This is a genomic window from Sphingopyxis jiangsuensis (assembly GCF_016734905.1).
Classification (GTDB): domain Bacteria; phylum Pseudomonadota; class Alphaproteobacteria; order Sphingomonadales; family Sphingomonadaceae; genus Sphingopyxis; species Sphingopyxis jiangsuensis.
In genome coordinates, this window is sequence record NZ_JAERPO010000002.1 from 722,381 (window position 1) to 745,589 (window position 23,209).

Consider the following 23,209-nt stretch of genomic DNA (forward strand, 5'->3'; position numbering starts at 1 on the left):
ATAACACAGTGCCGCGTGCCATATAGGGGGCGGCATCGGGGTGGAAGGAACAGGAATGAGCGAACAGACTGCAACTGCGACCGCAACCGACGAGCTGAAGCTGACGCCGCCCGATCCCGTGCCCGCCGTCGCGCCCGAAAAGGCCGCCGGGCTTGTTGCGCTGTCGAGCGAGCAGAAATCGAAGCTCGAGGAGCGCGTCGACGGGTTTATCGAGGACCTTGTCGCGCAGGATGAAAACTCGCCCGAATTCGGCAAGCGGATCGACCAGATCACCAATATGGGTCGCAAGGAAATGCTGGAGGCGGCGAACCAGTCGAACCGCTTCCTCGACCGCCCGATCAAGGCGATGGATCGCGACACCGACATCGGGATGAACCTGATCGAGCTGCGCAACACCGTCGAGCGCCTCGACCCCTCGGCGAACGGCAAACTGCTGTCGAAGCGCGGCTTTCTCGACAAGATTTTCGGCAGTCGGATCACCAACTATTTCGCGCAGTATCGCAGCGCCCAGACGCATATCGGCGGCATTCTGACCGCGCTCGCCAATGGCAAGGACGAGCTGTTGATGGACAATGCCGCGATCGACGTCGAACGGCGCAAACTGTGGGAGGCGATGGGCAAGCTCGAGCAGATGATTCACATCGCCAACACGCTCGACCAGCGGCTCGAGGCGAAGGCCGAGGAACTCGACAGCAGCGATCCCGCCAAGGCGAAGGTGATCCGCGAAAATGCGCTTTTCTACGCGCGCCAGCGGACGCAGGACCTGCTCACGCAAATGGCCGTGACGGTGCAGGGCTATCTCGCGCTCGACCTCGTCAAAAAGAATAATGTCGAGCTGGTGAAGGGCGTCGACCGCGCCTCGACCACCACAGTCGGCGCGCTGAAGACCGCGATCACCGTCGCGCAGGCGATGACGAACCAGAAGCTGGTGCTCGAACAGATTACCGCGCTCAACACGACCACTGCCGGTATCATCGACGGCACATCGAAGATGCTGAAGGAGAATACCGCGCGCATCCACGAACAGGCGGCGTCGAGCACGATCCCGATGGAAACGCTGCAGCGCGCCTTCCAGAATATCTACGACACGATGGACGCGATCGACACGTTCAAGCTGAAGGCGCTCGATTCGATGAAGACGACGGTCACGGCGCTGGAGGGCGAGGTCCAGAAGTCCAAGGGCTATATCGCGCGCGCCGAGGGCGCTGCCCAGGCACAGGCGAGCGTCGGCGGCGCCGACAGCCCGCTCGCGGCGATCGAGGGATAATCATGACGATGAGCGAGGTCGACAAGATCCGCGTATCGGCAGAGGCGGCGATCGAACGCTCGCAGGAGCGCCGCCGCCCCATCGGCACCAAAAGCGTCGCGCTGCGCCGCCAGCATCTGTTCAGGAAGCTCGGCCGTATCCTGATCGCGGGCGGAGTGGTGCTGCTCGGCGCGGCGCTGTTCGGTGCGCTGGTCCAGCCGCTCGGCTTTACCGGGCTGCTCGCGCTGTTCGTGCTGCTCGTCGGGGTCGCGGTGCTGTTCGGGCGTTCGCCCTTTCCCGAGCCGCGGCAGGCCGACCTGCCGAAGACCGATCTCAAACAGCTCGCGGGACGCACCGAAATCTGGCTCGAAGCGCAGCGTCCCGCGCTGCCCGCACCCGCCAAGACGCTTGTCGACGGCATCGGCGTCCAGCTCGATTTGCTCGCGCCGCAGCTCCAGACGATCGACGCGTCGAGCCCCGCCGCGGCCAACATCCGCAAGCTCGTCGGAGAGGACCTGCCCGAACTCGTCGCGGGCTACCAGCGCATCCCGGCTGGGCTCCGCAAGGAAGCGCATGCCGGGCGCACCCCCGACGACACGCTCGTCGGCGGATTGAAGATGCTCGAGCGCGAGATTGGCGAGGCTGCGCGCAGCCTTGCGGCGGGCGATCTGGACAAGCTCGCAACGCGCGAACGCTATCTCCAGCTCAAATATCAGGGGCTCGAGGGCGAGGAAACGCCCGGCGCCGCCTAACGCGCCGCGCCGAAGCGCGCGACAAGGTCATAGGCCGCGCCGACGAAATGCTGGCGCACCAGCGTGATGCCCTCGTCACCGCGCCACGTCCGGCGCTCGACGAACAGGCACGCCGTGCCGTCGGCAACCCCAAGATGCCCCGCGACCAGGCGGTCAGCGCCGACCGCTGCGATGCGCGTTTCGGCCTCGGTCCAGGGGACATGCTTGAGCAGCCACGCCCCCGGCGACACGCGGCCGAAGTCCTGTGCGGCAAGCTCGGGAACCGCGGCGAGGCTGACGAGCCGCTGCTCCGACGCCAGCGGCACCCCGTCGGCGAAATGCACCCCCTCGATCGCGAGCAGGTCCCCGCGGCCCGCAAGCGCCACTTCGTCGGCGCGCGCGGGGTCGGGCGCGCGGACGATGCGGCGCGCGAGCTCGAAACGATACACCTGACCGCGTCCCGTCACCTCCTGCTCAAGGTCGGGAATGTCGAGCACCATCGAATGCACGCGCGGACGCGCGACGAACGAGCCCGCACGCTTGCGCCGCTCGACCAGCCCCGCAGCGGCGAGCGATTGCAGCGCCTTGCTCACCGTCATCCGCGCGCAGCCATAACGCTCCATCAGCTCATGCTCGACGGGCAGCCGCGCGCCCGGCTGGAGTTCGCCCGACAGGATCGCCGCCTCGATCTCGCGGCGGATACGCTCGTGGAGCGGCGCGCTCATCGGTCGAATCCCGCAATCGCGCGGCGATAGCGCTCGGCCACCGCGTCGCGCGCGCGATGGCGCCCGCCGCGCACGACGCATTCGCCGCGTCGCCACACGCAGTCGATCGCGGCGCGGCCGCTCGCGAACAGAAAGGCGTCGAGGATCTGCTCGGCAGGCTTGCCGGCGAGCGAGGGGTGGTGCGCGTCGAGGCTGACGACGTCGGCGGAGCTTCCGAGCGCGATCCCGCCGACGACCCCAAGCGCCTGCGCGCCGCCCGCAAGCGCGCCGTCGAACAACGCCTGCCCGCTCGACATCCCCGGCGCGCGCGCGACGCGGTTGCGGCCCTTCGCGGCGAGCCGCTGGCCATATTCGAGCCAGCGCAATTCCTCGCTCATGTCGATCAGCACGTTGGAATCGGAGCCGACGCCAAAGCGTCCCCCCGCGGCAAGAAAGGGCACGGCGTCGAAAATCCCGTCGCCCAGATTGGCCTCGGTGACGGGGCACAGCCCAGCCACAGCACCGCTTTCAGCAAGGCGCCGCGCTTCGTCATTTGTCATGTGCGTCGCGTGCACCGCGCACCAGCGCGCGTCGACATCGGCATGACCGAGCAGCCATTCGACCGGCTGCTGCCCGCTCCACGCGACGCAATCCTCGACCTCCTTCACCTGCTCGGCGATGTGGATGTGGATCGGCGCGTCGCCGGCAAGCTCCGCGAGCGCCGCCAGTTCGCCCTGCGTCACCGCGCGCAGGCTGTGCGGCGCGACGCCGACGATGGCGTCGGGCAGGTCGCATGTCGCTGCCGCGCGCAGCGTGTCGAGCAGCCGCGCATAACCGTCGAAGTCGTGAACGAAGCGCCGCTGCCCCTCGTTCGGCGCGGCACTCCCGAACCCCGCATGGGCATAGAAGACGGGCAGGTGCGTCAGGCCGATGCCGCTTTCGGCAGCCGCAGCAAATATAGCGCGCGACATTTGCGCGGGGTCGGCGAAGGCGCGCCCGTCGCGGTCGTGGTGGAGATAGTGGAATTCGCCGACGCGCGTGAACCCGCTTTCGAGCATTTCGACATAGGCGAGCGCAGCGATGGCGGCGAGCATCTCGGGGTCGAGCCGATCGACGAAGCGGTACATCACCTCGCGCCACGTCCAGAAACTGTCGTCGCCCGCGCCGCGAATCTCGGCGAGCCCGGCCATTCCGCGCTGGAAGGCATGGCTGTGCAGGTTCGGCATGCCGGGAAGCGCGATCGCATGGCGTTCGTCGCCCCTCTCGGGCGCAACCCCCGGCTCGACGGTGGCGATCCGGCCGTCGGCGACGGCAATGCGGACATTCGCGGCCCAACAGCCGTCGATCAGCGCCTGTCCGAAATGCAGCCGTTGCGGCATCTTGCCTTCGCCCATTGAGCGGCCCTTCCCGATTGCCTGCAATTATGTCTATACATTAATGGCAATCACTGCAATAGTTTGGTCCCGAAGGAGAGTCGGCAATGCGCTGCGATACAATGTGGCACGACGCACGCATGGCGACGATGGCGGGCGACGGGCTCGGCATCGTCGAGGATGCGCTGATCGCTTCCGACCAGGGCGTCATCCTCTATGCCGGGCCGCACGCCGACGCGCCTACGTTCGAGCCGGACGAGCGTGTCGCGTGCGGCGGCCGCTGGATCACCCCCGGCCTGATCGACTGCCACACGCACCTCGTCCACGGCGGCAACCGCGCGAACGAATGGGCGATGCGGCTCGCGGGCGCGAGTTACGAAGAGATTGCGCAAGCGGGCGGCGGCATCGTCTCGACGATGAAGGCGACGCGCGCGGCGAGCGAGGACGCGCTTGTCGCTGCGGCGCTTCCCCGCCTCGACGCGCTGATCGCCGAAGGCGTCACCACGGTCGAAATCAAGTCGGGCTACGGCCTCGATACTGAGAGCGAGGCACGGATGCTCCGCGCCGCGCGGCGGCTCGAAAGCGAGCGGGCGGTCGCGGTAACGACGACCTTCCTCGGCGCGCACGCGCTGCCGCCGGAATTTGCGGGCGATGCCGACGGTTATGTCGCGATGGTCGCCGACGAGATGCTCCCGGCGATCGCGCGCGAAGGGCTCGCCGATGCGGTCGACGCCTTTTGCGAAGGCATCGGCTTCACCCCCGCGCAGACTGGGCGTATCTTCGCGGCGGCGGCGCGCGCCGGCCTCCCCGTCAAGCTCCACGCCGAGCAGCTCTCCAACCAGCAGGGCGCTGCGCTCGCTGCGCGCCACGATGCGCTGTCGGCCGATCATCTCGAACATCTCGACGGCGAGGGCATCGCCGCAATGGCGAAGGCGGGGACGGTCGCGACCTTGTTGCCCGGCGCCTATTATTTCATGCGCGAGACGAAGCTGCCGCCGGTGGAGGCCCTGCGCGCGGCAGGCGTGCCGATCGCGCTCGCGACCGACTGCAACCCCGGCACCTCGCCGCTGACCTCGGTCCTGCTCGTCATGAACATGGGCGCGACGCTGTTCGGGCTGACCGTCGAGGAATGCCTGACCGGCGTGACGCGCAACGCCGCGCGGGCACTGGGACAGGCTGGGGTCATCGGAACGATTGAGGCGGGGAAGCGCTGCGACCTCGCGATCTGGAACGTCGAGGAGCCCGCCGAACTCGTCTATCGCATGGGGCTGAACCCGCTCCATGCACGCATCTGGAGTGGTCGATGAACGAGGTTATCCTGTCGCCCGGCGCGGTCGCGCTCGACGAATGGCGCGCCATCTATCGCGGCGCGTCGGCGCGGCTTGCGTCCGAATGCGGCGCGGCGATCGCCGGGGGCGCTGCGTCGATCGCGCGCATCCTCGCCAAAGGCGCGCCCGTCTATGGCATCAACACCGGCTTCGGAAAGCTCGCGAGCGTGCGCATCGACGACGCCGACCTCGCGGCGCTTCAGCGCAACATCGTGCTCAGCCATGCGGCGGGCACCGGCGCGCCCTCGCCGGTTCCGATCGTCCGGCTGATGATGGCGCTCAAGCTCGCGAGCTTCGGCGTCGGCGCGTCGGGTGTGCAGCCCGCGACCGTCGCGCTGCTCGAGGCGATGCTCGCCAAGGGGCTGACCCCGGTGGTGCCGTCGCAAGGGTCGGTCGGCGCGAGCGGCGACCTCGCCCCGCTCAGTCATATGGCGGCGGCAATGATCGGCGTCGGAGCGATCATGGTCGACGGGCGTGCGATGCCCGCCGCCGATGCGCTCGCAAGCGCCGGGCTTTCGCCGCTCGAACTCGGGCCGAAGGAAGGGCTCGCGCTCCTCAACGGCACGCAATTCTCGACCGCCAATGCGCTTGCGGGGCTGTTCGAGGTCGACCTTGTCTTCCGCTCGGCGCTCGTCACCGGCGCCTTGTCGACAGAGGCCGCCAAGGGCTCCGACGCGCCTTTCGATCCGCGCATCCACGCGCTGCGGCGCCATGCCGGGCAGATCGCGGTCGGCGCTGCGCTGCGCGGGCTGATGGATGGATCGGCGATCCGCGCGTCGCACCGCGATGACGACCCGCGCGTGCAGGACCCCTATTGCCTGCGCTGCCAGCCGCAGGTGATGGGCGCCGCGCTCGACCTGCTGCGGCAGGCAGCCACGACGCTCGAGACCGAGGCGAATGGCGTGTCCGACAACCCCCTTGTCTTCCCCGATGCCGACGAAGCGCTGTCGGGGGGAAATTTCCACGCCGAGCCGGTCGCCTTCGCCGCCGACATGATCGCGATGGCGATCTGCGAGATCGGATCGATCGCCGAGCGGCGCATCGCGATGCTCGTCGACCCCGCGCTGTCGGGGCTTCCCGCCTTCCTGACGCCGCGGCCGGGGCTCAATTCGGGCTTCATGATCCCGCAGGTCACCGCCGCCGCGCTCGTCAGCGAAAACAAGCAGCGCGCCTATCCCGCGAGCGTCGATTCGATCCCCACCTCGGCCAATCAGGAGGATCATGTGTCGATGGCGGCGCATGGCGCGCGGCGGTTGCTCGACATGGCGGCGAACGTGCGCGCGGTGATCGGCATCGAATGGCTCGCCGCAGCGCAGGGCTGCGACTTCCACGCGCCGCTCACCTCGTCGGCGCGGATCGAGGCAGCACGCGCCTTGCTGCGCGGCACCGTGCCGACGCTCACCGACGACCGGCACTTCCACCCCGACATCGAAGCGGCGGCCGCGATGGTCGCGAGCGGCGCACTCGCGGCAGTCGCCGACGATCTGCCGGGGGTGCTGTGACCGACTGGCTCCAAATCCATCGCGGCGACGCGCCGCTGATCGTCGCCTTTCCGCATACGGGGAGCGACCTTGCCGATGTCGAGGCGGCGTTCGTCTCGCCTTGGCTTGCGCGGCGCGACGCCGACTGGTGGGTCGACCGCCTCTATGGTTTTGCGCGCGAGCTCGGCGCGACGACGGTGCGCACCACGATTTCGCGCAGCGTCATCGACGTGAACCGCAACCCGAGCGGCGCTTCGCTCTATCCGGGGCAGGCGACGACCGAATTGTGCCCCACGACGACCTTCGACGGCGACCCCCTCTATCCGGGCGCGGGACCCGACGCCGACGAGATCGCGCGCCGCCGGATGCGCTGGTTCGCCCCCTATCACGCCGCGCTGGAAGACGAGATCGAGCGACTCGGCGCGCGCCATCCGCGCATCGTCCTCTACGACGCCCATTCGATCCGCAGCCATGTGCCGCGCCTTTTCGAGGGCGAGCTGCCGCTGTTCAACATTGGAACCAACGGAGGCGCAACCTGTGACCCGGCGCTGACCCAGGCAGTCGCTTCGATTTGCGCCGCGAGCGGTGCGCCGATGGTCGTCGACGGACGCTTTCGCGGCGGCTGGACGACGCGCCATTACGGTCGCCCCGCGAACGGCGTCCATGCGATCCAGATGGAACTCGCGATGCGCGGCTATCTGACCGAACCCGCGACACCCGATGAGGGCAACTGGCCCGCGCCGATCGATACCGACCCGGCCGCCGCGCCGGTGCTGCGGCGCGTCCTCGCCGCGTGCCTCGACTTTGCGAAAGGATGACAATGACCCGCCCCGACGAACCGCGCCCGGCCAATCCGCGTCTCGATAACAGCCGCATCGTCAAGGCGCCGACCGGCCCCGCACTCAATGCAAAAAGCTGGCTCACCGAAGCGCCGCTGCGGATGCTGATGAACAACCTCCACCCCGACGTCGCCGAGCGGCCCGAGGAACTGGTCGTTTACGGCGGCATCGGCCGCGCCGCGCGCGACTGGCAAAGCTACGACAAGATCGTCGAAACGCTGAAGCGGCTCGAGGACGACGAAACTTTGCTCGTCCAGTCGGGCAAGCCCGTCGGCGTGTTCCGGACGCACGCCGACGCCCCGCGCGTGCTCATCGCGAACAGCAACCTCGTCCCGCATTGGGCGAATTGGGACCATTTCAACGAGCTCGATAAGCGCGGGCTCGCGATGTACGGACAGATGACCGCGGGGTCGTGGATCTACATCGGCACGCAGGGCATCGTTCAGGGCACCTATGAGACGTTCGTCGAGATGGGCCGCCAGCATTATGGCGGCGACCTCGCGGGCAAATGGCTGCTCACCGCAGGGCTTGGCGGCATGGGCGGCGCGCAGCCGCTCGCGGCGGTGATGGCGGGCGCATCGTGCCTCGCGATCGAATGCCAGCCGAGCCGCATCGAAATGCGGCTGCGCACCGGCTATCTCGACAAGGCAGCGCAGTCGCTCGACGAAGCGCTGGCGATCATCGAACAGAGCTGTGCGGAGAAAAAGCCCGTGTCGGTCGGCCTCCTCGGCAATGCCGCCGAAATCCTGCCGCAGCTTTACGCGCGCGGCGTCCGGCCCGACCTCCTCACCGACCAGACGAGCGCGCACGATCCGGTGAACGGCTATCTCCCGATCGGCTGGAGCGTCGCCGAATGGACCGAGAAGCGCGAAAGCGACCCGCAGGCGGTGGCAAAGGCCGCGAAGGCATCGATGGCGGTGCATGTCCGCGCGATGCTCGACTTTCAGGCCGCCGGCGTGCCGACGGTCGATTATGGCAATAATATCCGCCAGGTCGCAAAGGACGAAGGCGTCGAAAATGCCTTCGATTTCCCCGGCTTCGTTCCCGCCTATATTCGCCCGCTTTTCTGCCGCGGCATCGGTCCCTTCCGCTGGGCGGCGCTGTCGGGCGATCCCGAAGACATCTATCGCACCGACGCCAAGGTGAAGGAGCTGCTCCCCGACGACGCACACCTCCACCGCTGGCTCGACATGGCGCGCGAGAAGATCCAGTTCCAGGGCCTGCCCGCGCGCATCTGCTGGGTCGGTCTCGGCGACCGCCACCGGCTCGGCCTCGCCTTCAACGCGATGGTGACGAGCGGCGAACTCAAGGCGCCGGTCGTCATCGGCCGCGATCATCTCGATTCAGGCTCGGTCGCCTCGCCCAATCGCGAGACCGAAGCGATGCGCGACGGCAGCGACGCCGTTTCCGACTGGCCGCTCCTCAACGCCCTCCTCAACACCGCGAGCGGCGCGACCTGGGTCTCGCTCCACCACGGCGGCGGCGTCGGAATGGGCTTTTCGCAGCATGCGGGCATGGTGATCGTCGCCGACGGCACCGACGCAGCGGCGAAACGGCTCGAGCGCGTGCTGTGGAACGACCCCGCCAGCGGCGTGATGCGTCACGCCGACGCGGGCTATGACATCGCGATCGAATGCGCCCGCGACAAGGGGCTCGACCTGCCGGGGATCGTTTGACCGTCGCCCGATTCCGTTGCCAAAATCGGCCTGCGGCCTCGTGACGGCCGGACAGGTTCCGATGCCGCTTCGCACGCAAAATAAAAGGGCGGCCCCTTTATGGGTGCCGCCCCGAGTGGATGTCCGTCCGGAGAGGGGGAGAGGACGGACCGGAGATCAGTCTTGCGATGGCGGTGCGATCAACGCGCCGCCATCTGGCTGTCGCCCTTGGCTTCGTCGACGCCGGCGATCTTGAGCGCGGCGCGGAACTGCTTGGCAGCGGCGCGTTCGTTGCCCGCTTCGCACAGCTTCTTGCCGGTCGAAACGAAGCGCTTGGCGCTCGAACGCTGGCCTGCACTCGCCGTTTCGGCGGCCGATGCGGCCTGCTCGGCAAGGCCCGCGCAGCGATAGTCGCCGCTCTGCGCATAGGCCGGAGTCGTCGAAGCGATCAGGCCGGTGAATGCGAGAGCCGATGCCGCGACGATGGCAAAGGCGGAGGGGAATCGTTGGAAAGAGGAGAGCTGATTGGTCATGGGAGAGGTTCCTTTCGTTTTTATGTGCAACCTTTTTAGGCGCGCTTGCGCACATAGATAATCCACTATAATCTGCAAGTGCCTTGAAGCAGGATTTAACAATCCCCCATGGGGTGCTCGACGGGATCGAAGCTTTCCTGCGCGTCGCGGAGCGGCGGAGCTTTTCCGCCGCCGCCGCCGATCTGGGGGTGTCGCCTTCCGCCATCAGCCAGACGATCAAGGGACTGGAGGCACGTGTCGGCTCGCCCCTGTTCACGCGCACGACGCGCAGCGTCGGGCTGACGCAGGCCGGCGAGATGTTCCTCGAACGCGCCGCGCCGGCCTATGGCGGCCTCGCCGACGCTTATGAGGCGGCCCGCAACCTCGGCAACCGGCCGGCGGGACGGTTGCGCATCAACCTGATGCGCGGCGCAATCCAGCCGATGTTCGAACCGATCCTGGCGGGCTTCTGCGAGGCCTATCCCGAAATCGAGCTCGAAATATTCGGCGACGACGGCTTTTCGGACCTGTCAAAGGGCGGCTTCGATGCCGGGGTGCGAATGGGCGAATCGCTCGACGCCGACATGATTGCGATCCGGCTGACCGGACCTTTCCGTTTCGTCGCCTTCGGGGCACCCGCCTATTTTGACCGTTTCGGCCGTCCCGAGAACCCCGCCGATCTTCGCAATCATCGCTGCGTCCGGCTGCGCATGTCGAGCGGCGGGTTGATGCCCTGGACCTTTATCGACGGCAATCGCGAAATCGAGGTCGGGGTCACGGGACCGGTAATCGTCAACGACCAGGCGTCGATCATCATGGCCGTACGCAGCGGCATCGCGATCGGGATGGCCGCCGAACCGGTGCTAAAAGAACATGTCGAGCGCGGCGACGTCGAGGTCGTGCTGGCCGACCGCGCGTCCTCGACCGCGGGACTCTTCCTCTATTATCCAAATCGCAAACAGGTCATGCCCAAGCTGCGCGCATTCATCGATTATGCGCGCGACCATATCCCCGAAAATATCGTGGTCTGACGCCGGTCGGCGCAGAAACAAATCCCTTCGACCCACGCAGAAAAATTGCTCTGGCGCCGCGCAACGAAAAGCGGCAGCTGGTTCTCAACCAAAATAGTTGGATTGAACCATGCCAGAGCTCGCGACCTTCGATATTGCGGCGATCCTCCCGTTCATTCTGATCGGCTTTGCGGCGCAGCTCGTCGACGGCGCGCTCGGCATGGCATTCGGGGTCATCTGCAACACGCTGCTCGTCGCCGTGCTCGGCGTGCCACCCGCCACCGCCTCGGCACGCATCCACATCGTCGAAATTTTCACGACCGGCGCATCGGGGCTGAGCCATTTGTTCCACCGCAACATCGACTGGCCGCTGTTCCTGCGCCTGCTCGTCCCCGGCGTGATCGGCGGGGTACTCGGCGCCTACCTGCTCACGTCGCTGGACGCCGACATCGTGAAACCCTTTGTGCTCGGCTACCTCGTCCTGATCGGCGTCTGGCTGCTCGTCCGCGGCATCCTCTACCCCCCTAAATTCAAGCGCCCGACGGTGATCGCGCCGCTCGGACTCGTCGGCGGCTTTCTCGACGCGGCGGGCGGCGGCGGCTGGGGACCGATCGTGACGTCCAACCTGCTCGTCCAGGGCGGCGAGCCGCGCAAGGTGGTGGGCACCGTCAACAGCGTCGAATTTTTCCTCGCGCTGTCGGTGTCGGCCGCCTTCATCTGGCATCTGGGGTTCGAAGATATCGTCGGCCCGACGCTTGGCCTGATCATCGGCGGCGTCATCGCGGCCCCCGCCGGCGCGATGATGGCCAAGCGCTTTTCGCCCAAGCTGATGCTGGTGGTGGTCGGCGTCGTCCTGATCGCGACGAGCGCGTTCGGATTGTACCGGGCGCTGTTCGCCTGACCCTTTCGTCCGCGCAGCGGTGCCGAGTCAGTTCGCCGGCTTGGTCTCGTCGATCTTGTCGACCCACTCGGGATAAAAGGTCGGCTCGCGCGCCGACCAGCCGGGCGCCGTCGCCGCGGCCTCGCTGATCGACTGGAGCAACACCCGGCGCTTGTCGGGGTGCAGATGCGGTAGCGATGCGGCGGCACAGAAGGCACCGGGCAGCCACGGCCGCGCATGCGCGCCGAGCAGCCGCTCGTACAGGAAGCGATAGGGGGCAAAGCCCGGCAAGCGATCCTGTCCGAGGTCGAACGCCGACACCGCGACGAGCGGCGCCATGAACCCTTCGAGCGCATCGAGGCCGCTGTCGTCGGGGATATGCGCGCGGATTTCGCCGATGCGCTGATAGACTTTGGCCTGGACGCGAATCGCCGTCTCTTCGACCATATCGCGCGACCAGCGCCGGATCGCGTCCTCGCGCTCGAGCCCGATATCGAGCGAGCGCCGTATGTAACGCTGGGTTGCCGCCGGGAATCCGGCAAATTCCTTGATCTCTGCAATCGACAGGTCGCCGGCAGCCGGTCCTGAACGCGTAGCCATTGGTCTGCTCCCGCTCGGCGCCCGGGGAGCCATCCCCCCGGAGGCCTGCATTCAACAGTGTGCCACCAAATAGGTTAGCGGCAAGTTAACCATGACGTCGCTCGGCGTTCAGCAAAGGGAAGGAGCGTTGCGCCGCGCCGCGACCGGGCCTAGGCTCGCTGTCCACGATAAAGCAGATCGCAGGCCCATCATGTCGCACGCACCGCAGCCGGTTATCTCGTCAACCGGCCTGTTCACCCCCGCCGAAGCCATCTCCAACGAAGAACTTGTCGCCAGTTTTAACAAGTATGTTGCACTGCACAACAGCAAAAATGCGGGCGCGATTGCGGCAGGCGAAGTCGCCGAACTGACCGAGTCGAGCGTTGAATTCATCGAGAAGGCAAGCGGCATCGGCTCGCGCTTCGTCGTCGACAAGGCAGGCATCCTCGACCCCGAACATATGGCGCCGCGGCTGCCCGAACGATCGAACGACGAAATCTCGATCCTTGCAGAAATCGGCGTCGCCGCGGCGCAGGATGCGCTGGCGCGCGCAGGGCGCGACGCGTCCGAGGTCGATGCGGTGCTGTGCGCGGCATCGAACATGCAGCGCGCCTATCCGGCAATGGCGGTCGAAATCCAGGATGCGCTCGGCATCGACGGGTTCGGCTTCGACATGAACGTCGCCTGCTCGTCGGCGACCTTCGGCATCCAGACCGCCGCCGACTATATCCGCGCGGGCCATGCGAAAAGCGTGCTCGTCGTGAACCCCGAAATCTGCTCGGGGCATCTGAACTGGCGCGACCGCGACAGCCATTTCATCTTTGGCGACGTCGCGACCGCGATCCTCGTCGAGGACAAGGCCATCGCGCCCGCGGGCCATTGGGACATTCTCGGCACCAGGCTCAAGACCGTCTTCTCGAACAATATCCGAAACAATTTCGGCTTCCTCAACCGCACCCACGGCGGCATCGACCAGGACGGGCCCAAGACCGACAAGCTGTTCGTCCAGGAAGGCCGCAAGGTCTTCAAGGAAGTCGTGCCCATGGTCGCGAACATGATCGTCGGCGAAATGAAAAAGCTGGGACTCGAGGGCAGCGACATGCGCCGGCTCTGGCTCCATCAGGCCAATACCAACATGAACCGGCTGATCGCGCACAAGGTGCTGGGGCACGAGGCGAGCGAGGACGAAAGCCCGACGGTGCTCGACACCTATGGCAATACGTCGAGCGCGGGATCGATCATCGCCTTTCACCTCCACCACGAGGATATGCAGGCGGGCGACACCGGCCTCATCTGCTCGTTCGGCGCAGGGTATAGCGCAGGGACGGTGTTCGTCAGGAAGACCTGACCGGAAGCCCCGCCGCCGCGAGCCGCGCGTGCGCCTCCGATATCGTCGCCTCGCCGAAGTGAAAGATGCTCGCCGCCAGCACCGCGCTCGCGCCGCCTTCGAGCACGCCCGCGACCAGATGGTCGAGGGTGCCGACGCCGCCCGACGCGATCACCGGCACCGTCACCGCATCCGCAATCGCGCGCGTGAGCGCGAGGTCATAGCCGTCCCTGGTGCCGTCGCGGTCCATGCTCGTGACCAGCAGTTCGCCCGCGCCAAGGTCGGCAAGCCGCACGGCGTGCTCGAGCGCGTCGATCCCGGTCGGCTTGCGCCCGCCGTGGGTGAAAATCTCCCAGCGCCCGTCTGCGACCCGCCGCGCGTCAATACTCCCGACCGCGCACTGGCTGCCGAAACGGTCCGCGATGTCGGCGACGAGTTCGGGCCGCGCGACCGCCGCGCTGTTCACCGCAACCTTGTCGGCGCCCGCGAGCAGCAGCGCGCGCGCATCCTCGGCGCTCCGCACCCCGCCACCGACGGTGAGCGGCATGAAACAGGCCTCGGCGGTCCGCGCAACCATGTTGAGCAAGGTGCCGCGCCCCTGGTGGCTCGCGCTGATGTCGAGGAAACAGAGCTCGTCGGCCCCCGCCGCATCATAGGCGCGTGCCGCCTCGACCGGATCGCCGGCATCGCGCAGGTCGACGAAATTGACGCCTTTCACGACGCGGCCGTCGGCGACGTCGAGGCAGGGAATCACGCGAACGCGGACGGTCATGGCACCGGCCTCTCGAGCCCGTTCGTGTCGAGCGAAGTCGAGACACCCCGAAGCAAAGCACCCAGCCAAGACGTGTCTCGACTGCGCGCGACACGAACGGACGAGGGGGTAATTCTCATTGCTGCCCCACCCTGATCGCTTCGGCCAGATCGAGCCGCCCGTCATAAAGCGCGCGCCCGGTAATCACCCCCTCGATGCCATCCACCACATGCGGGCGCAGCGCGTGGATATCGTCGATCCCCGCAACCCCGCCGCTCGCGATCACCGGAATGTCGACCGCCTGCGCGAGCGCCACCGTCGCCTCGACATTGCACCCTTTGAGCAACCCGTCGCGCCCGACGTCGGTGAACAGCAGCGACGCGACGCCCGCATCTTCGAACCGCCGCGCCAGATCCTCGACGCGTACGTCGGACACATCGGCCCAGCCCTCGGTCGCCACCATGCCATCGCGCGCATCGACGCCGACGACGATACGGCCGGGCAGATCGCGCGCCGCCGATCTGACGAAATCGGGGTCCTTCAGCGCCGCGGTGCCGATAATCACGCGCTCGACGCCCAGCCCCAGCCAGCGGTCGACCCCCGCGCGGTCGCGGATGCCGCCGCCGACCTGCACCTTGCCCGGAAAGGCCGCGATGATGCTCTCGACCGCCGCGCCGTTGACGCTCGCGCCCGCAAAGGCGCCGTCGAGATCGACGACATGCAGGTGCGTCGCGCCCGCCGCGGCGAACAACCGCGCCTGCGCCGCCGGATCGTCGCCATAGACCGTCGCGCGGTCCATATCACCTTCGGCAAGCCGCACCACCTGCCCGCCCTTGAGGTCGATCGCGGGGAAAATCGTCAGGGTCATCGAATATCCTCCCTGTGGCCGAAGGCCATGGGGAGGGGGACCGCCGCGAAGCGGTGGTGGAGGGGCCGCGACGTCAGCGCAAAAGCCCCTCCGTCAGCGCTGCGCGCTGCCACCTCCCCATCGCTTCGCGACAGGGAGGATCTGATCGTTACGGATGCCATGCGAGAAATCTCTCTAATGTCGCCAGCCCATAGGCCTGGCTCTTTTCGGGGTGGAACTGGACACCGACGATCGTGTCTTTCGCCACCGCCGCGATGAAGGGTCCCCCATGGCTGCTCGTCGCGGCGACATCGGCCGCGTCGGCGAAATGATAGCCGTGAAGATAATAGGCCTCGCCCGCCGCGATCACCGGATGGTTGCCGACGGGGACGACATCGTTCCAGCCCATGTGGGGGACGCGCACCCCCGGCTGCGGCGCGAAAGCGCGCACTGTGCCGCCGATCCAGCCGAGCCCGGGGTGGCGGCCATGCTCCTCGCCGGCATCGGCGAGCAGCTGCATCCCGACGCAGATGCCGAGGAAGGGGGCGCCCGCGCCGCGCACGCGCGCCTCCATCGCTTCGACCATGCCGGGAATGGCCGTCAGCCCGTTCATGCAGGCAGCGAAAGCGCCTACGCCGGGCAGGACGATCCGGTCGGCGCTCGCGACGATATCGGGGTCGGCGGTCACCGCGATATCGACCGCGCCCGCCGCGACGAGCGCATTATGCACCGAGCGAAGATTGCCCGCGCCGTAGTCGATCAGGGCCAGGGCGCTCATCGGCTGGTCCTAAAGGACACCCTTGGTGCTCGGAATCGCATCGCCCTTGCGCGGGTCGATCTCGACCGCTTGCCGCAGCGCGCGCGCCAGCGCCTTGTACATGCTTTCGGCGATATGGTGGTTATTCTCGCCATAGAGCATTTCGATGTGCAGCGTGATGCCCGCCGCCTGGGCGAAACTGTGGAACCAGTGCGGGAACATCTCGGTATCCATCTCGCCGAGCCGCAGCTGCGAGAAGCTGGACTTATAGACGCAGTGCGGCCGCCCCGAAATATCGAGGACGCAGCGCGTGAGCGTTTCGTCCATCGGCGCATGCGCCTCGCCGTAGCGGGCGATGCCGCGCTTGTCGCCGAGCGCCTTCGCCACTGCTTCGCCCAGCGCGAGCGCCGAATCCTCGACCGTATGGTGCTGGTCGATGTGCAGGTCGCCCTTTACGTCCATCCTGATGTCGATGAGCGAGTGGCGCGACAATTGCTCGACCATATGGTCGAGAAAACCGATTCCGGTGGACACCGAATAATCGCCCGTGCCGTCGAGATTGACGGTGATCGCGATATCCGTTTCCTTGGTCGTGCGCTGGACGGTGGCGGTTCGCATGGCGCACCCCATAGCAGCGACGTTTCACGTTGCAAGGTGACTCTCCCCCTTGACCCTCGCCCGCGCGGCGTTCATCCCGCCCCCATGAGTGATGAAGTCCGCGACAGCCTGATTCCCTATGACGAGATCGTGCAGGACGCGCTGCGCGCCGTGGTCGGCCGCGTGCTGCGCCAGCTCGAGGGGCACGACAGCCTTCCCGGCGAGCATCATTTCTATATCACGTTCAAGACGCAGGCACCCGGAGTCGATATTCCCGCGCATCTGGTCGCCAAATTTCCCGACGAGATGACGATCGTCCTCCAGAACCGTTTCTGGGACCTCAATGTCGGCGACGACCAGTTCAGCGTCGGCCTTTCGTTCAACCAGACGCCCTCGACGCTCGTCATTCCCTATGCCGCGATCACCGCCTTCGTCGATCCGTCGGTCGATTTCGGGCTGCAGTTCCAGGTCAGCGACGATGACGCCGACGAGCCCGAACCGCACGACGAAGCCGACAACGACCGTCCCGACGTCACGAGCGAGGACGGGTCGAACGTCGTGACGGTGGATTTCGGCAAGCGGAAATAGCGTGTCGGGCCCCCTCTGGCCCCCGAGCCGTTTCTGGCAATATTGGGCGCTCGCCGGCATGGCGGTGCTCACCGCGGCCTTCTGGTGGAGCGTCAGGGGCTATGCCATAATCGAAAGCGGCGTGCCGCGCGGACAGATTGCCGACGGGCTGCTCCGCTTCAGCCTGCTGATCCTCACGCCTGCGCTGCTGCTGACCTGGCTCGCCGCCGCGTGGCTGCGCCGGCGCATCGGCGAGGGCGGCTATTGGCAATTTCTCGGCCTCGTCACGCTGATCTGGGCGGGCGCGGTGTTCGTCACGCGAATGCTGCTGTCGTGACCGGCACGCGCATCGAAAGCGACAGCATTGGCGAGATTGCCGTCCCCGCCGCCGCCTATTGGGGCGCGCAGACGCAGCGGTCGATCGAGAATTTCCCCTTCGGCGCGCGCGAGGCGATGCCGGTCGAGATCGTCCATGCGCTAGCGCTGGTCAAACAGGCGGCGGCGCGCGTCAACCGCCGCCACGGCCTTGCCGCCGAAAAGGCCGACGCGATCGAAACCGCCGCGGCCGAAATCGCCGAAGGCCGCCACGACGGCCAGTTCCCGCTCGTCATCTGGCAGACGGGAAGCGGCACCCAGTCGAACATGAACGCCAACGAGGTGATCGCGGGCCGCGCGAACGAGCTGCTCACGGGCACGCGCGGCGGCAAGTCGCCGGTCCACCCCAATGACGACGTCAACCGCAGCCAGTCGTCGAACGACAGTTTTCCGACCGCGCTCCACATCGCCTGCTCGCTCGCTGCGACGCGGCGGCTGCTCCCCGCGCTCGCACGGCTGCGCGCGGCGGTCGAGGCCAAGGCCGAGGCATGGGCCGACATCGTCAAGATCGGCCGCACCCATTTGCAGGACGCGACCCCGCTGACGCTGGGGCAGGAATTTTCGGGCTATGCGAACCAGCTCTATCGCGCCGGGCGGCGGATCGAGCCCGCGATCGCCAACGGCACCGACCGGCTCGCACAGGGCGGCACCGCTGTCGGCACCGGACTCAACGCACCCGTCGGCTTTGCCGAAGAATTTTGCGCGGCGCTGCGCGAGATCACCGGCCACCGCTTCATTCCGGCCGAGAATAGTTTCGAGGCGCTCGCGTCGAACGACCCGCTCGTCAACCTGTCGGGGACGCTCAACACGCTTGCGGTCGCGCTGACCAAGATCGCCAACGACATCCGCCTTTTGGGCTCCGGCCCGCGCGCGGGGCTCGGCGAGCTCGACCTTCCTGCGAACGAGCCGGGCAGCTCGATCATGCCGGGCAAGGTAAACCCGACGCAATGCGAGATGCTGACGATGGTCGCGGCGCAGGTCATCGGCAATCACCAGGCCGTCACCGTCGGCGGGATGCAGGGGCATCTCGAACTCAATGTCTTCAAGCCGCTGATCGGCGCCAATGTGCTGCGCTCGATCGACCTGCTCGCGACGGGCATGGAAAGCTTCGCCGAACGCTGTGTCGAGGGCATTGAGCCCAATCGCGCGCGCATCGCCGAACTGGTCGACCGCTCGCTGATGCTCGTCACCGCGCTCGCGCCCGAAATCGGCTATGACAAGGCCGCGAAGATCGCCAAGCACGCGCACGAGGAGGGAACGACGCTCAGGGAAGCGGCGCTCGCGCTCGGCTATGTCGATGCGGCGACCTTCGACCGAATCGTCGACCCGCGCGCGATGCTGGGGCCGGAACCCGATGCGCCCCCCGCGGATTGATAGGACAGAAGGAGGAACGACATGATCGGTCGGATCATAGGCGGACTGCTCGGACGGTCTATCGGGCGGCAGCACGGAAATCACCCCATCGCGGGCTCGATCATCGGCGCGGGTACGCTGATGGCGGCGCGGCGGCTGTTCCCGCAGCGCTACGCCCTGCTCGCAGCAACCGTCGCGGCGGGTTATCTGACGAAGAAATGGGCCGAGCGCGCCGAACAGCGCCGCGAGGCCGAGGCCGCGCACGCCGCCGACCCGTCGATCCGCCAGTCCGATGTCGTCGATACCTATGCCGGCACCGATCACATTCTTTCGGACGGCGAGCAGATCGGCGACGCGCTGCCGCCCGCCATCCCGATTGGCACAAACGGCAAGCGTCCCGCGATTCACTGATCGGGCGTCAGCCGCCCGCCTGCCATTGCTTCACCGCCTCGACCGGCGCGACGAGCATCAGCACGTTGAGCGTCAGATTGTCGCGGATTGCCCACAATGTGAAAAGCTCGAACGCGAGTCCAATCGCCACCGTCGCCCACCAGCGCATCCGGCTGGCGGCAAGGAAACCGAGCGTCATGAACAGCGTATCGCTCAGCGAATTGAGGATCGAATCGCCCGAATAGCCATAGGCCATCGTCACCTCGCGATAGCGGTCGATGATGACCGGCGAATTTTCCAGGATTTCCCACGCGCCCTCGACGGCGATCGCGACCGCGAGCGCCGCCCACAGCGGCGCGCGCGGCATCAGCAGGCGCGACAGGCCGAAAAAGATGAAGCCGTGGATGACGTGGCTGAAGCTGTACCAGTCCGAAATCTGCTGGCTGTTCTGGTTCGACTGGACGGTGCCGTGCCACAGGCTGACGGTGCCGCACGGGCAGATCGGCGGACGTCCCATCGCGAACAATATCGCGCCGAGAAGCACGACCAGCGCCCCCGCGACCAGCCATCCTCGCGTCGTCCTGTCCGCCACACCCGCCATGCCCGCCCCCTTCGCGCTTGACCCGCGCCGTCACCCGCGCGAATAGCGCGCATGGCTGAAAGCGTCCACCTCGACCGCCGCGGCGTGCTCTTCGTCCTTTCCTCGCCCTCGGGCGCGGGGAAGACCACCATTTCCAGGAAGATGCTCGCCGCCGATCCCGACATCGCATTGTCGATTTCCGCGACGACGCGCCCGCCGCGCCCGGGAGAGGTCGACGGCAAGGATTATCATTTCGTCGATGTCGCCAGCTTCAAGAAAATGGCCGCCGACGGCGAGTTTCTCGAATGGGCGCATGTTTTCGGACACCGCTATGGCACGCCGCGCGCGCGCGTCGAGGAATTGCTCGATGCGGGCAAGGATGTGCTCTTCGACATCGACTGGCAGGGCGCGCAGCAGCTTTACCAGGAAGCCGGCCCCGACGTCGTGCGCGTCTTCGTCCTGCCGCCGACGATGGAGGAGCTCGAACGGCGTCTTCGCGCGCGCAAGACCGACAGCGACGAGGTGATCGCGGCGCGCATGGCGCGCGCGGCGAACGAAATCAGCCACTGGGACGGCTATGACTATGTGCTGATCAACGACGATGTCGACGCCTGCTATGGCGAGGTTGCCGCGATCCTGCGCGCCGAGCGGCTCAAGCGCCGCCGCCAGATCGGCCTGATCGGCTTCGCGCGCGACCTGATCCGCTCGGTGCCCGACGCCGATACGACGATCTAGGGTCAGCCACCGAATTTCCACCGTTCGAGTTCGGCGCGGAAATCATCGCTGATCGGCTGCTTGCCGTCCTTCGACTGATAGACGATCGTCGAATCGCAGAGGCCGACGCAGCGCCCCGACTGCCACGCCGCCGACAATATCGTCCACGAACGATTGCCGATCGTGCCGATCCCGCTCGCGACCTCGATCGGGTCGGGGAAATGCCCTTCGGCCAGATAGTTGATCTCGACGCGGGCGATCAGCCAGCGGTCGCCCGGCATGCGGCGCTGGCGCTCGACCAGATTATCGCGGTTGAAGCGCACGCGGCCATTCTCGAACAGGGCCGCCATCGCGACATTGTTGATATGGCCGAGCGGGTCGAGATCCTGGAAGCGTGTCTCGACGCTCGTCGAATAGGGATAGCTCGCAGGGTCGAGCCGCGCGGGGTCGAATTGGGGCATATCGTTGCTGATACCGCCGCCCCGGCGAAAGGGAAGCCGGGGCGGCGGTAACTCCTTAGCGCGGCGCCATGCGGATGCCGCCGTCGAGGCGGACATCCTCGCCGTTGAAATAGCCGTTCTCGATCATGCAGAGCGCGAGATTGGCATATTCGTCGGGGTTGCCGAGCCGCTTCGGGTTGAGCACAGACGCGGCGAGGCCGTCGCGGACATTCTGCGGCGCACCCGCGAGCAGCGGCGTGTCGAAAATGCCGGGCAGGATCGTGTTGACGCGGATATTCTCATTATTGAGGTCGCGCGCGATCGGGAGCGTCATGCCGACGACGCCGCCCTTCGACGCCGAATAGGCCGCCTGGCCGATCTGGCCGTCCTCGGCCGCGACGCTCGCGGTGTTGACGATCGCGCCGCGCTCGCCGTCCGCCATCGGGTCGAGCGTCATCATCCCCGCCGCCGACTTGGCGATGCAGCGGAAGGTGCCGACAAGGTTGATCTGGATGATCCAGTTGAAGGCATCGAGCGGGAAATGCTTGATGCTGCCGTCTTCCTTGCTGCGGCTCGCAGTCTTGATCGCATTGCCGGTGCCCGCGCAATTGACGAGGATGCGCTCCTGCCCGATCGCCGCGCGCGCCTTTTCAAAGGCGGCATCGACCGATGCGTCGTCGGTGACGTTGCACTCGCAGAACACGCCGCCGAGTTCCTCGGCGATGGCCTTGCCCTTTTCTTCCTGCAGGTCGAAAATCGCGACCTTCACGCCCTTCGCCGCAAGCGCGCGCGCCGTCGCGGCGCCGAGGCCCGAAGCGCCGCCGGTGACGACGGCCGATACGCTGGAATCGAGTTTCATTCTATTGTTCCTTCCCTGAATTAACTGCGTGTTCCGGCGAAAGCCGGAACCCAGGGCTGGAACAGCCGACGCTTGCGTCAGGCCGCCCTGGGCTCCGGCTTCCGCCGGAGCACAAGATCGTTACAGCCGCTCGACGATGGTCACATTGGCCTGACCGCCGCCTTCGCACATCGTTTGCAAGCCATATTTGCCACCGGTCGCTTCAAGCACGCCAAGCAAGGTTGCCATCAGCTTCGTGCCGCTCGCGCCGAGCGGGTGGCCGAGCGCGATCGCGCCGCCATGCTGGTTCAAACGAGCATGGTCGCCGCCAAGATATTTCATCCACGCAAGCGGCACCGGCGCGAACGCCTCGTTGACCTCATAGGCGTCGATGTCCTCAATCTTCATTCCCGCCTTCTTGAGCGCCTTTTCGGTCGCGAACAGCGGTTCTTCGAGCATGATGACGGGGTCGCCCGCGGTCACCGAAATATGGTGGATGCGCGCGCGCGGCGTCAGGCCGTGATCCTTGAGCGCCTGTTCGGACACGATCAGCGCGGCCGAGGCGCCGTCGCAGATCTGGCTCGACGACGCGGCGGTGATCGACCCGCCCTCCTGCAGCAGCTTGACCCCGGCAATGCCCTCGAGCGTCGCGTCGAAGCGGATGCCCTCGTCGACATCATGGACGAACTTGCCTTCGGGCGTTTCGACCTCGATCCCGACGATTTCCTTCTTGAAGCGCCCGGCCTCGGTCGCCGCCTTGGCGCGGCGATGGCTTTCGAGCGCAAAGGCGTCGAGGTCGTCCTTGGTGAAGCCGTGCTTCTGGACGATCATCTCGGCGCCCATGAACTGGCTGAACATGATGCCGGGATATTTTTCCTCGAGCCGGGGCGATTTATAATTGCCCATGCCTTCCTTCATATAGAGCATCGCGGTCGAGCCCATCGGCACGCGCGTCATGCTTTCGATGCCGCTCGCGAGCACGATGTCCTGCGTTCCCGACATCACCGCCTGCGCCGCAAACATCATCGCCTGCTGCGACGACCCGCACTGGCGGTCGATGGTGACCGCGGGAATCGAATCGGGCAGCTTCGACGCGAGCACGGCGTTGCGGCCGACGTCCATCGTCTGCTCGCCGCCCTGCATCACGCAGCCGGTGATGACGTCGTCGATGGCGCTCGCATCGAAGTCGTTGCGGTCGGCGATCGCGTCATAGACGGCGGCGCCGAGGTCGACGGGGTGGACGCCGGCGAGCTTGCCGCCGCGCTTGCCGCCGGCGGTGCGGACGGCGTCGACAATATAGGCTGTGGCCATGGGGGAGTTCCTTTCTGCATCCGC

General features: G+C 66.8%; 26 protein-coding genes. 14 read left to right on the plus strand and 12 right to left on the minus strand.

Annotation, left to right across the window (positions count from 1 at the left end; genetic code table 11):
- Positions 1 to 55 precede the first annotated feature (55 nt).
- The gene (locus JI743_RS10180) at positions 56 to 1,267 is read left to right on the plus strand and encodes a toxic anion resistance protein (protein ID WP_201928195.1); all 1,212 of its coding nucleotides are present in this window, start codon (positions 56 to 58) and stop codon (positions 1,265 to 1,267) included.
- Positions 1,268 to 1,269: 2 nt separating this feature from the next.
- Complete coding sequence (locus JI743_RS10185) at positions 1,270 to 1,998, plus strand: hypothetical protein (RefSeq protein WP_201928196.1); 729 nt, start codon at positions 1,270 to 1,272, stop codon at positions 1,996 to 1,998.
- Here the strand turns inward: JI743_RS10185 and hutC are convergent.
- Entirely contained in the window at positions 1,995 to 2,702 is a 708-nt protein-coding gene (gene hutC, locus JI743_RS10190; protein ID WP_201928197.1) for a histidine utilization transcriptional repressor HutC, read from the minus strand. The two genes, JI743_RS10185 and hutC, sit on opposite strands and share 4 nt — an antisense overlap.
- Positions 2,699 to 4,075 (minus strand): formimidoylglutamate deiminase, encoded by a 1,377-nt coding sequence (locus JI743_RS10195; protein WP_438870685.1) that lies wholly within the window; start codon positions 4,073 to 4,075, stop codon positions 2,699 to 2,701. Before JI743_RS10195 ends, hutC begins: the two co-directional genes overlap by 4 nt.
- A gap of 86 nt (positions 4,076 to 4,161) precedes the next feature.
- On the opposite strand from JI743_RS10195, the gene hutI reads away from it, so the two are divergent.
- Genes hutI through hutU form a run of 4 tightly spaced genes read left to right on the plus strand, consistent with a single transcriptional unit; the run spans position 4,162 to position 9,378 of the window.
- Entirely contained in the window at positions 4,162 to 5,361 is a 1,200-nt protein-coding gene (gene hutI, locus JI743_RS10200) for an imidazolonepropionase (RefSeq protein WP_201928198.1), read from the plus strand.
- Complete coding sequence (hutH, locus tag JI743_RS10205; protein ID WP_201928199.1) at positions 5,358 to 6,884, plus strand: histidine ammonia-lyase; 1,527 nt, start codon at positions 5,358 to 5,360, stop codon at positions 6,882 to 6,884. The genes hutI and hutH overlap by 4 nt, the downstream gene beginning before the upstream one ends.
- A complete protein-coding gene (gene hutG / locus JI743_RS10210; protein WP_201928200.1) occupies positions 6,881 to 7,681 on the plus strand; it encodes an N-formylglutamate deformylase in 801 nt (266 codons plus the stop codon). The genes hutH and hutG overlap by 4 nt, the downstream gene beginning before the upstream one ends.
- 2 nt (positions 7,682 to 7,683) lie before the next feature.
- Positions 7,684 to 9,378, plus strand: coding sequence for a urocanate hydratase (gene hutU, locus JI743_RS10215; RefSeq protein ID WP_201928201.1), 1,695 nt, complete (start codon positions 7,684 to 7,686; stop codon positions 9,376 to 9,378).
- 179 nt (positions 9,379 to 9,557) lie between these two features.
- On the opposite strand, the gene JI743_RS10220 is transcribed toward hutU, so the two are convergent.
- Entirely contained in the window at positions 9,558 to 9,890 is a 333-nt protein-coding gene (locus tag JI743_RS10220; RefSeq protein ID WP_201928202.1) for a hypothetical protein, read from the minus strand.
- An 83-nt stretch (positions 9,891 to 9,973) separates the two neighbouring features.
- On the opposite strand from JI743_RS10220, the gene JI743_RS10225 reads away from it, so the two are divergent.
- Together JI743_RS10225 and JI743_RS10230 are read left to right on the plus strand one after the other, a co-directional pair.
- Entirely contained in the window at positions 9,974 to 10,900 is a 927-nt protein-coding gene (locus JI743_RS10225) for a LysR family transcriptional regulator (RefSeq protein ID WP_201928203.1), read from the plus strand.
- A gap of 109 nt (positions 10,901 to 11,009) precedes the next feature.
- Positions 11,010 to 11,780 carry a sulfite exporter TauE/SafE family protein gene (locus tag JI743_RS10230; protein ID WP_201928204.1) on the plus strand — a complete coding sequence of 257 codons (771 nt, stop codon included), beginning with the start codon at positions 11,010 to 11,012 and terminating at the stop codon, positions 11,778 to 11,780.
- Positions 11,781 to 11,807: 27 nt separating this feature from the next.
- Here JI743_RS10230 and JI743_RS10235 read toward each other — a convergent pair whose 3' ends face one another.
- Positions 11,808 to 12,359, minus strand: a complete 552-nt coding sequence (locus JI743_RS10235; protein WP_201928205.1) for a hypothetical protein — start codon at positions 12,357 to 12,359, stop codon at positions 11,808 to 11,810.
- A 190-nt stretch (positions 12,360 to 12,549) separates the two neighbouring features.
- On the opposite strand from JI743_RS10235, the gene JI743_RS10240 reads away from it, so the two are divergent.
- The gene (locus JI743_RS10240) at positions 12,550 to 13,686 is read left to right on the plus strand and encodes a beta-ketoacyl-ACP synthase III (protein ID WP_201928206.1); all 1,137 of its coding nucleotides are present in this window, start codon (positions 12,550 to 12,552) and stop codon (positions 13,684 to 13,686) included.
- On the opposite strand, the gene hisF is transcribed toward JI743_RS10240, so the two are convergent.
- The 4 genes from hisF to hisB all read right to left on the minus strand — a co-directional run bounded on the left by hisF (position 13,673) and on the right by hisB (position 16,638).
- Positions 13,673 to 14,437, minus strand: a complete 765-nt coding sequence (gene hisF, locus JI743_RS10245) for an imidazole glycerol phosphate synthase subunit HisF (RefSeq protein ID WP_201928207.1) — start codon at positions 14,435 to 14,437, stop codon at positions 13,673 to 13,675. The genes JI743_RS10240 and hisF overlap by 14 nt on opposite strands.
- 115 nt (positions 14,438 to 14,552) lie before the next feature.
- Positions 14,553 to 15,284: a 1-(5-phosphoribosyl)-5-[(5-phosphoribosylamino)methylideneamino]imidazole-4-carboxamide isomerase gene (hisA, locus tag JI743_RS10250; RefSeq protein WP_201928208.1), complete on the minus strand. Its 732-nt coding sequence runs from the start codon at positions 15,282 to 15,284 to the stop codon at positions 14,553 to 14,555.
- A gap of 148 nt (positions 15,285 to 15,432) precedes the next feature.
- A complete protein-coding gene (hisH, locus tag JI743_RS10255; RefSeq protein ID WP_201928209.1) occupies positions 15,433 to 16,041 on the minus strand; it encodes an imidazole glycerol phosphate synthase subunit HisH in 609 nt (202 codons plus the stop codon).
- A gap of 9 nt (positions 16,042 to 16,050) precedes the next feature.
- Positions 16,051 to 16,638: an imidazoleglycerol-phosphate dehydratase HisB gene (gene hisB, locus JI743_RS10260; protein WP_201928210.1), complete on the minus strand. Its 588-nt coding sequence runs from the start codon at positions 16,636 to 16,638 to the stop codon at positions 16,051 to 16,053.
- Between the two features lie 84 nt (positions 16,639 to 16,722).
- Here hisB and JI743_RS10265 point away from each other — a divergent pair, with 84 nt between their 5' ends.
- The 4 genes from JI743_RS10265 to JI743_RS10280 are packed head-to-tail and all read left to right on the plus strand — an operon-like array spanning position 16,723 to position 19,323.
- On the plus strand, positions 16,723 to 17,205 hold the full coding sequence (locus JI743_RS10265; protein WP_201928211.1) for an SspB family protein: 483 nt from the start codon (positions 16,723 to 16,725) through the stop codon (positions 17,203 to 17,205).
- Position 17,206: 1 nt separating this feature from the next.
- Entirely contained in the window at positions 17,207 to 17,521 is a 315-nt protein-coding gene (locus JI743_RS10270) for a hypothetical protein (RefSeq protein WP_201928212.1), read from the plus strand.
- Positions 17,518 to 18,933, plus strand: coding sequence for a class II fumarate hydratase (fumC, locus tag JI743_RS10275; protein ID WP_201928213.1), 1,416 nt, complete (start codon positions 17,518 to 17,520; stop codon positions 18,931 to 18,933). The genes JI743_RS10270 and fumC overlap by 4 nt, the downstream gene beginning before the upstream one ends.
- Before the next feature lie 21 nt (positions 18,934 to 18,954).
- Positions 18,955 to 19,323, plus strand: a complete 369-nt coding sequence (locus tag JI743_RS10280) for a hypothetical protein (RefSeq protein WP_201928214.1) — start codon at positions 18,955 to 18,957, stop codon at positions 19,321 to 19,323.
- Between the two features lie 7 nt (positions 19,324 to 19,330).
- Here JI743_RS10280 and JI743_RS10285 read toward each other — a convergent pair whose 3' ends face one another.
- Positions 19,331 to 19,903 carry a DUF2585 domain-containing protein gene (locus JI743_RS10285; RefSeq protein WP_201928215.1) on the minus strand — a complete coding sequence of 191 codons (573 nt, stop codon included), beginning with the start codon at positions 19,901 to 19,903 and terminating at the stop codon, positions 19,331 to 19,333.
- A gap of 51 nt (positions 19,904 to 19,954) precedes the next feature.
- Here JI743_RS10285 and gmk point away from each other — a divergent pair, with 51 nt between their 5' ends.
- Complete coding sequence (gmk, locus tag JI743_RS10290) at positions 19,955 to 20,617, plus strand: guanylate kinase (RefSeq protein WP_201928216.1); 663 nt, start codon at positions 19,955 to 19,957, stop codon at positions 20,615 to 20,617.
- 2 nt (positions 20,618 to 20,619) lie between these two features.
- Here the strand turns inward: gmk and JI743_RS10295 are convergent, their stop codons facing one another.
- The 3 genes from JI743_RS10295 to JI743_RS10305 form a co-directional block, all read right to left on the minus strand.
- The gene (locus JI743_RS10295) at positions 20,620 to 21,057 is read right to left on the minus strand and encodes an acyl-CoA thioesterase (protein WP_201928217.1); all 438 of its coding nucleotides are present in this window, start codon (positions 21,055 to 21,057) and stop codon (positions 20,620 to 20,622) included.
- Positions 21,058 to 21,112: 55 nt separating this feature from the next.
- A complete protein-coding gene (locus tag JI743_RS10300; protein WP_201928218.1) occupies positions 21,113 to 21,895 on the minus strand; it encodes an SDR family NAD(P)-dependent oxidoreductase in 783 nt (260 codons plus the stop codon).
- A gap of 120 nt (positions 21,896 to 22,015) precedes the next feature.
- Entirely contained in the window at positions 22,016 to 23,185 is a 1,170-nt protein-coding gene (locus JI743_RS10305; protein WP_201928219.1) for an acetyl-CoA C-acetyltransferase, read from the minus strand.
- Between the last annotated feature and the right edge of the window lie 24 nt (positions 23,186 to 23,209).

What these genes read in the sequence shown, in the direction of transcription:
- JI743_RS10265 (WP_201928211.1), top strand. Translation starts at nt 16,723, where the DNA reads ATGAGTGATGAAGTCCGCGACAGCCTGATTCCCTATGACGAGATCGTG.
- JI743_RS10240 (WP_201928206.1), top strand. Translation starts at nt 12,550, where the DNA reads ATGTCGCACGCACCGCAGCCGGTTATCTCGTCAACCGGCCTGTTCACC.
- JI743_RS10280 (WP_201928214.1), top strand. Translation starts at nt 18,955, where the DNA reads ATGATCGGTCGGATCATAGGCGGACTGCTCGGACGGTCTATCGGGCGG.
- hisA (WP_201928208.1), bottom strand. Translation starts at nt 15,284, where the DNA reads ATGACCCTGACGATTTTCCCCGCGATCGACCTCAAGGGCGGGCAGGTG.
- hisF (WP_201928207.1), bottom strand. Translation starts at nt 14,437, where the DNA reads ATGACCGTCCGCGTTCGCGTGATTCCCTGCCTCGACGTCGCCGACGGC.
- JI743_RS10295 (WP_201928217.1), bottom strand. Translation starts at nt 21,057, where the DNA reads ATGCCCCAATTCGACCCCGCGCGGCTCGACCCTGCGAGCTATCCCTAT.
- JI743_RS10300 (WP_201928218.1), bottom strand. Translation starts at nt 21,895, where the DNA reads ATGAAACTCGATTCCAGCGTATCGGCCGTCGTCACCGGCGGCGCTTCG.
- hutC (WP_201928197.1), bottom strand. Translation starts at nt 2,702, where the DNA reads ATGAGCGCGCCGCTCCACGAGCGTATCCGCCGCGAGATCGAGGCGGCG.
- hisH (WP_201928209.1), bottom strand. Translation starts at nt 16,041, where the DNA reads ATGAGCGCCCTGGCCCTGATCGACTACGGCGCGGGCAATCTTCGCTCG.
- gmk (WP_201928216.1), top strand. Translation starts at nt 19,955, where the DNA reads ATGGCTGAAAGCGTCCACCTCGACCGCCGCGGCGTGCTCTTCGTCCTT.
- hutU (WP_201928201.1), top strand. Translation starts at nt 7,684, where the DNA reads ATGACCCGCCCCGACGAACCGCGCCCGGCCAATCCGCGTCTCGATAAC.
- JI743_RS10285 (WP_201928215.1), bottom strand. Translation starts at nt 19,903, where the DNA reads ATGGCGGGTGTGGCGGACAGGACGACGCGAGGATGGCTGGTCGCGGGG.
- hutI (WP_201928198.1), top strand. Translation starts at nt 4,162, where the DNA reads ATGCGCTGCGATACAATGTGGCACGACGCACGCATGGCGACGATGGCG.
- JI743_RS10185 (WP_201928196.1), top strand. Translation starts at nt 1,270, where the DNA reads ATGACGATGAGCGAGGTCGACAAGATCCGCGTATCGGCAGAGGCGGCG.
- JI743_RS10180 (WP_201928195.1), top strand. Translation starts at nt 56, where the DNA reads ATGAGCGAACAGACTGCAACTGCGACCGCAACCGACGAGCTGAAGCTG.
- JI743_RS10235 (WP_201928205.1), bottom strand. Translation starts at nt 12,359, where the DNA reads ATGGCTACGCGTTCAGGACCGGCTGCCGGCGACCTGTCGATTGCAGAG.
- JI743_RS10230 (WP_201928204.1), top strand. Translation starts at nt 11,010, where the DNA reads ATGCCAGAGCTCGCGACCTTCGATATTGCGGCGATCCTCCCGTTCATT.
- hisB (WP_201928210.1), bottom strand. Translation starts at nt 16,638, where the DNA reads ATGCGAACCGCCACCGTCCAGCGCACGACCAAGGAAACGGATATCGCG.
- hutH (WP_201928199.1), top strand. Translation starts at nt 5,358, where the DNA reads ATGAACGAGGTTATCCTGTCGCCCGGCGCGGTCGCGCTCGACGAATGG.
- JI743_RS10195 (WP_438870685.1), bottom strand. Translation starts at nt 4,075, where the DNA reads ATGGGCGAAGGCAAGATGCCGCAACGGCTGCATTTCGGACAGGCGCTG.
- JI743_RS10220 (WP_201928202.1), bottom strand. Translation starts at nt 9,890, where the DNA reads ATGACCAATCAGCTCTCCTCTTTCCAACGATTCCCCTCCGCCTTTGCC.
- JI743_RS10305 (WP_201928219.1), bottom strand. Translation starts at nt 23,185, where the DNA reads ATGGCCACAGCCTATATTGTCGACGCCGTCCGCACCGCCGGCGGCAAG.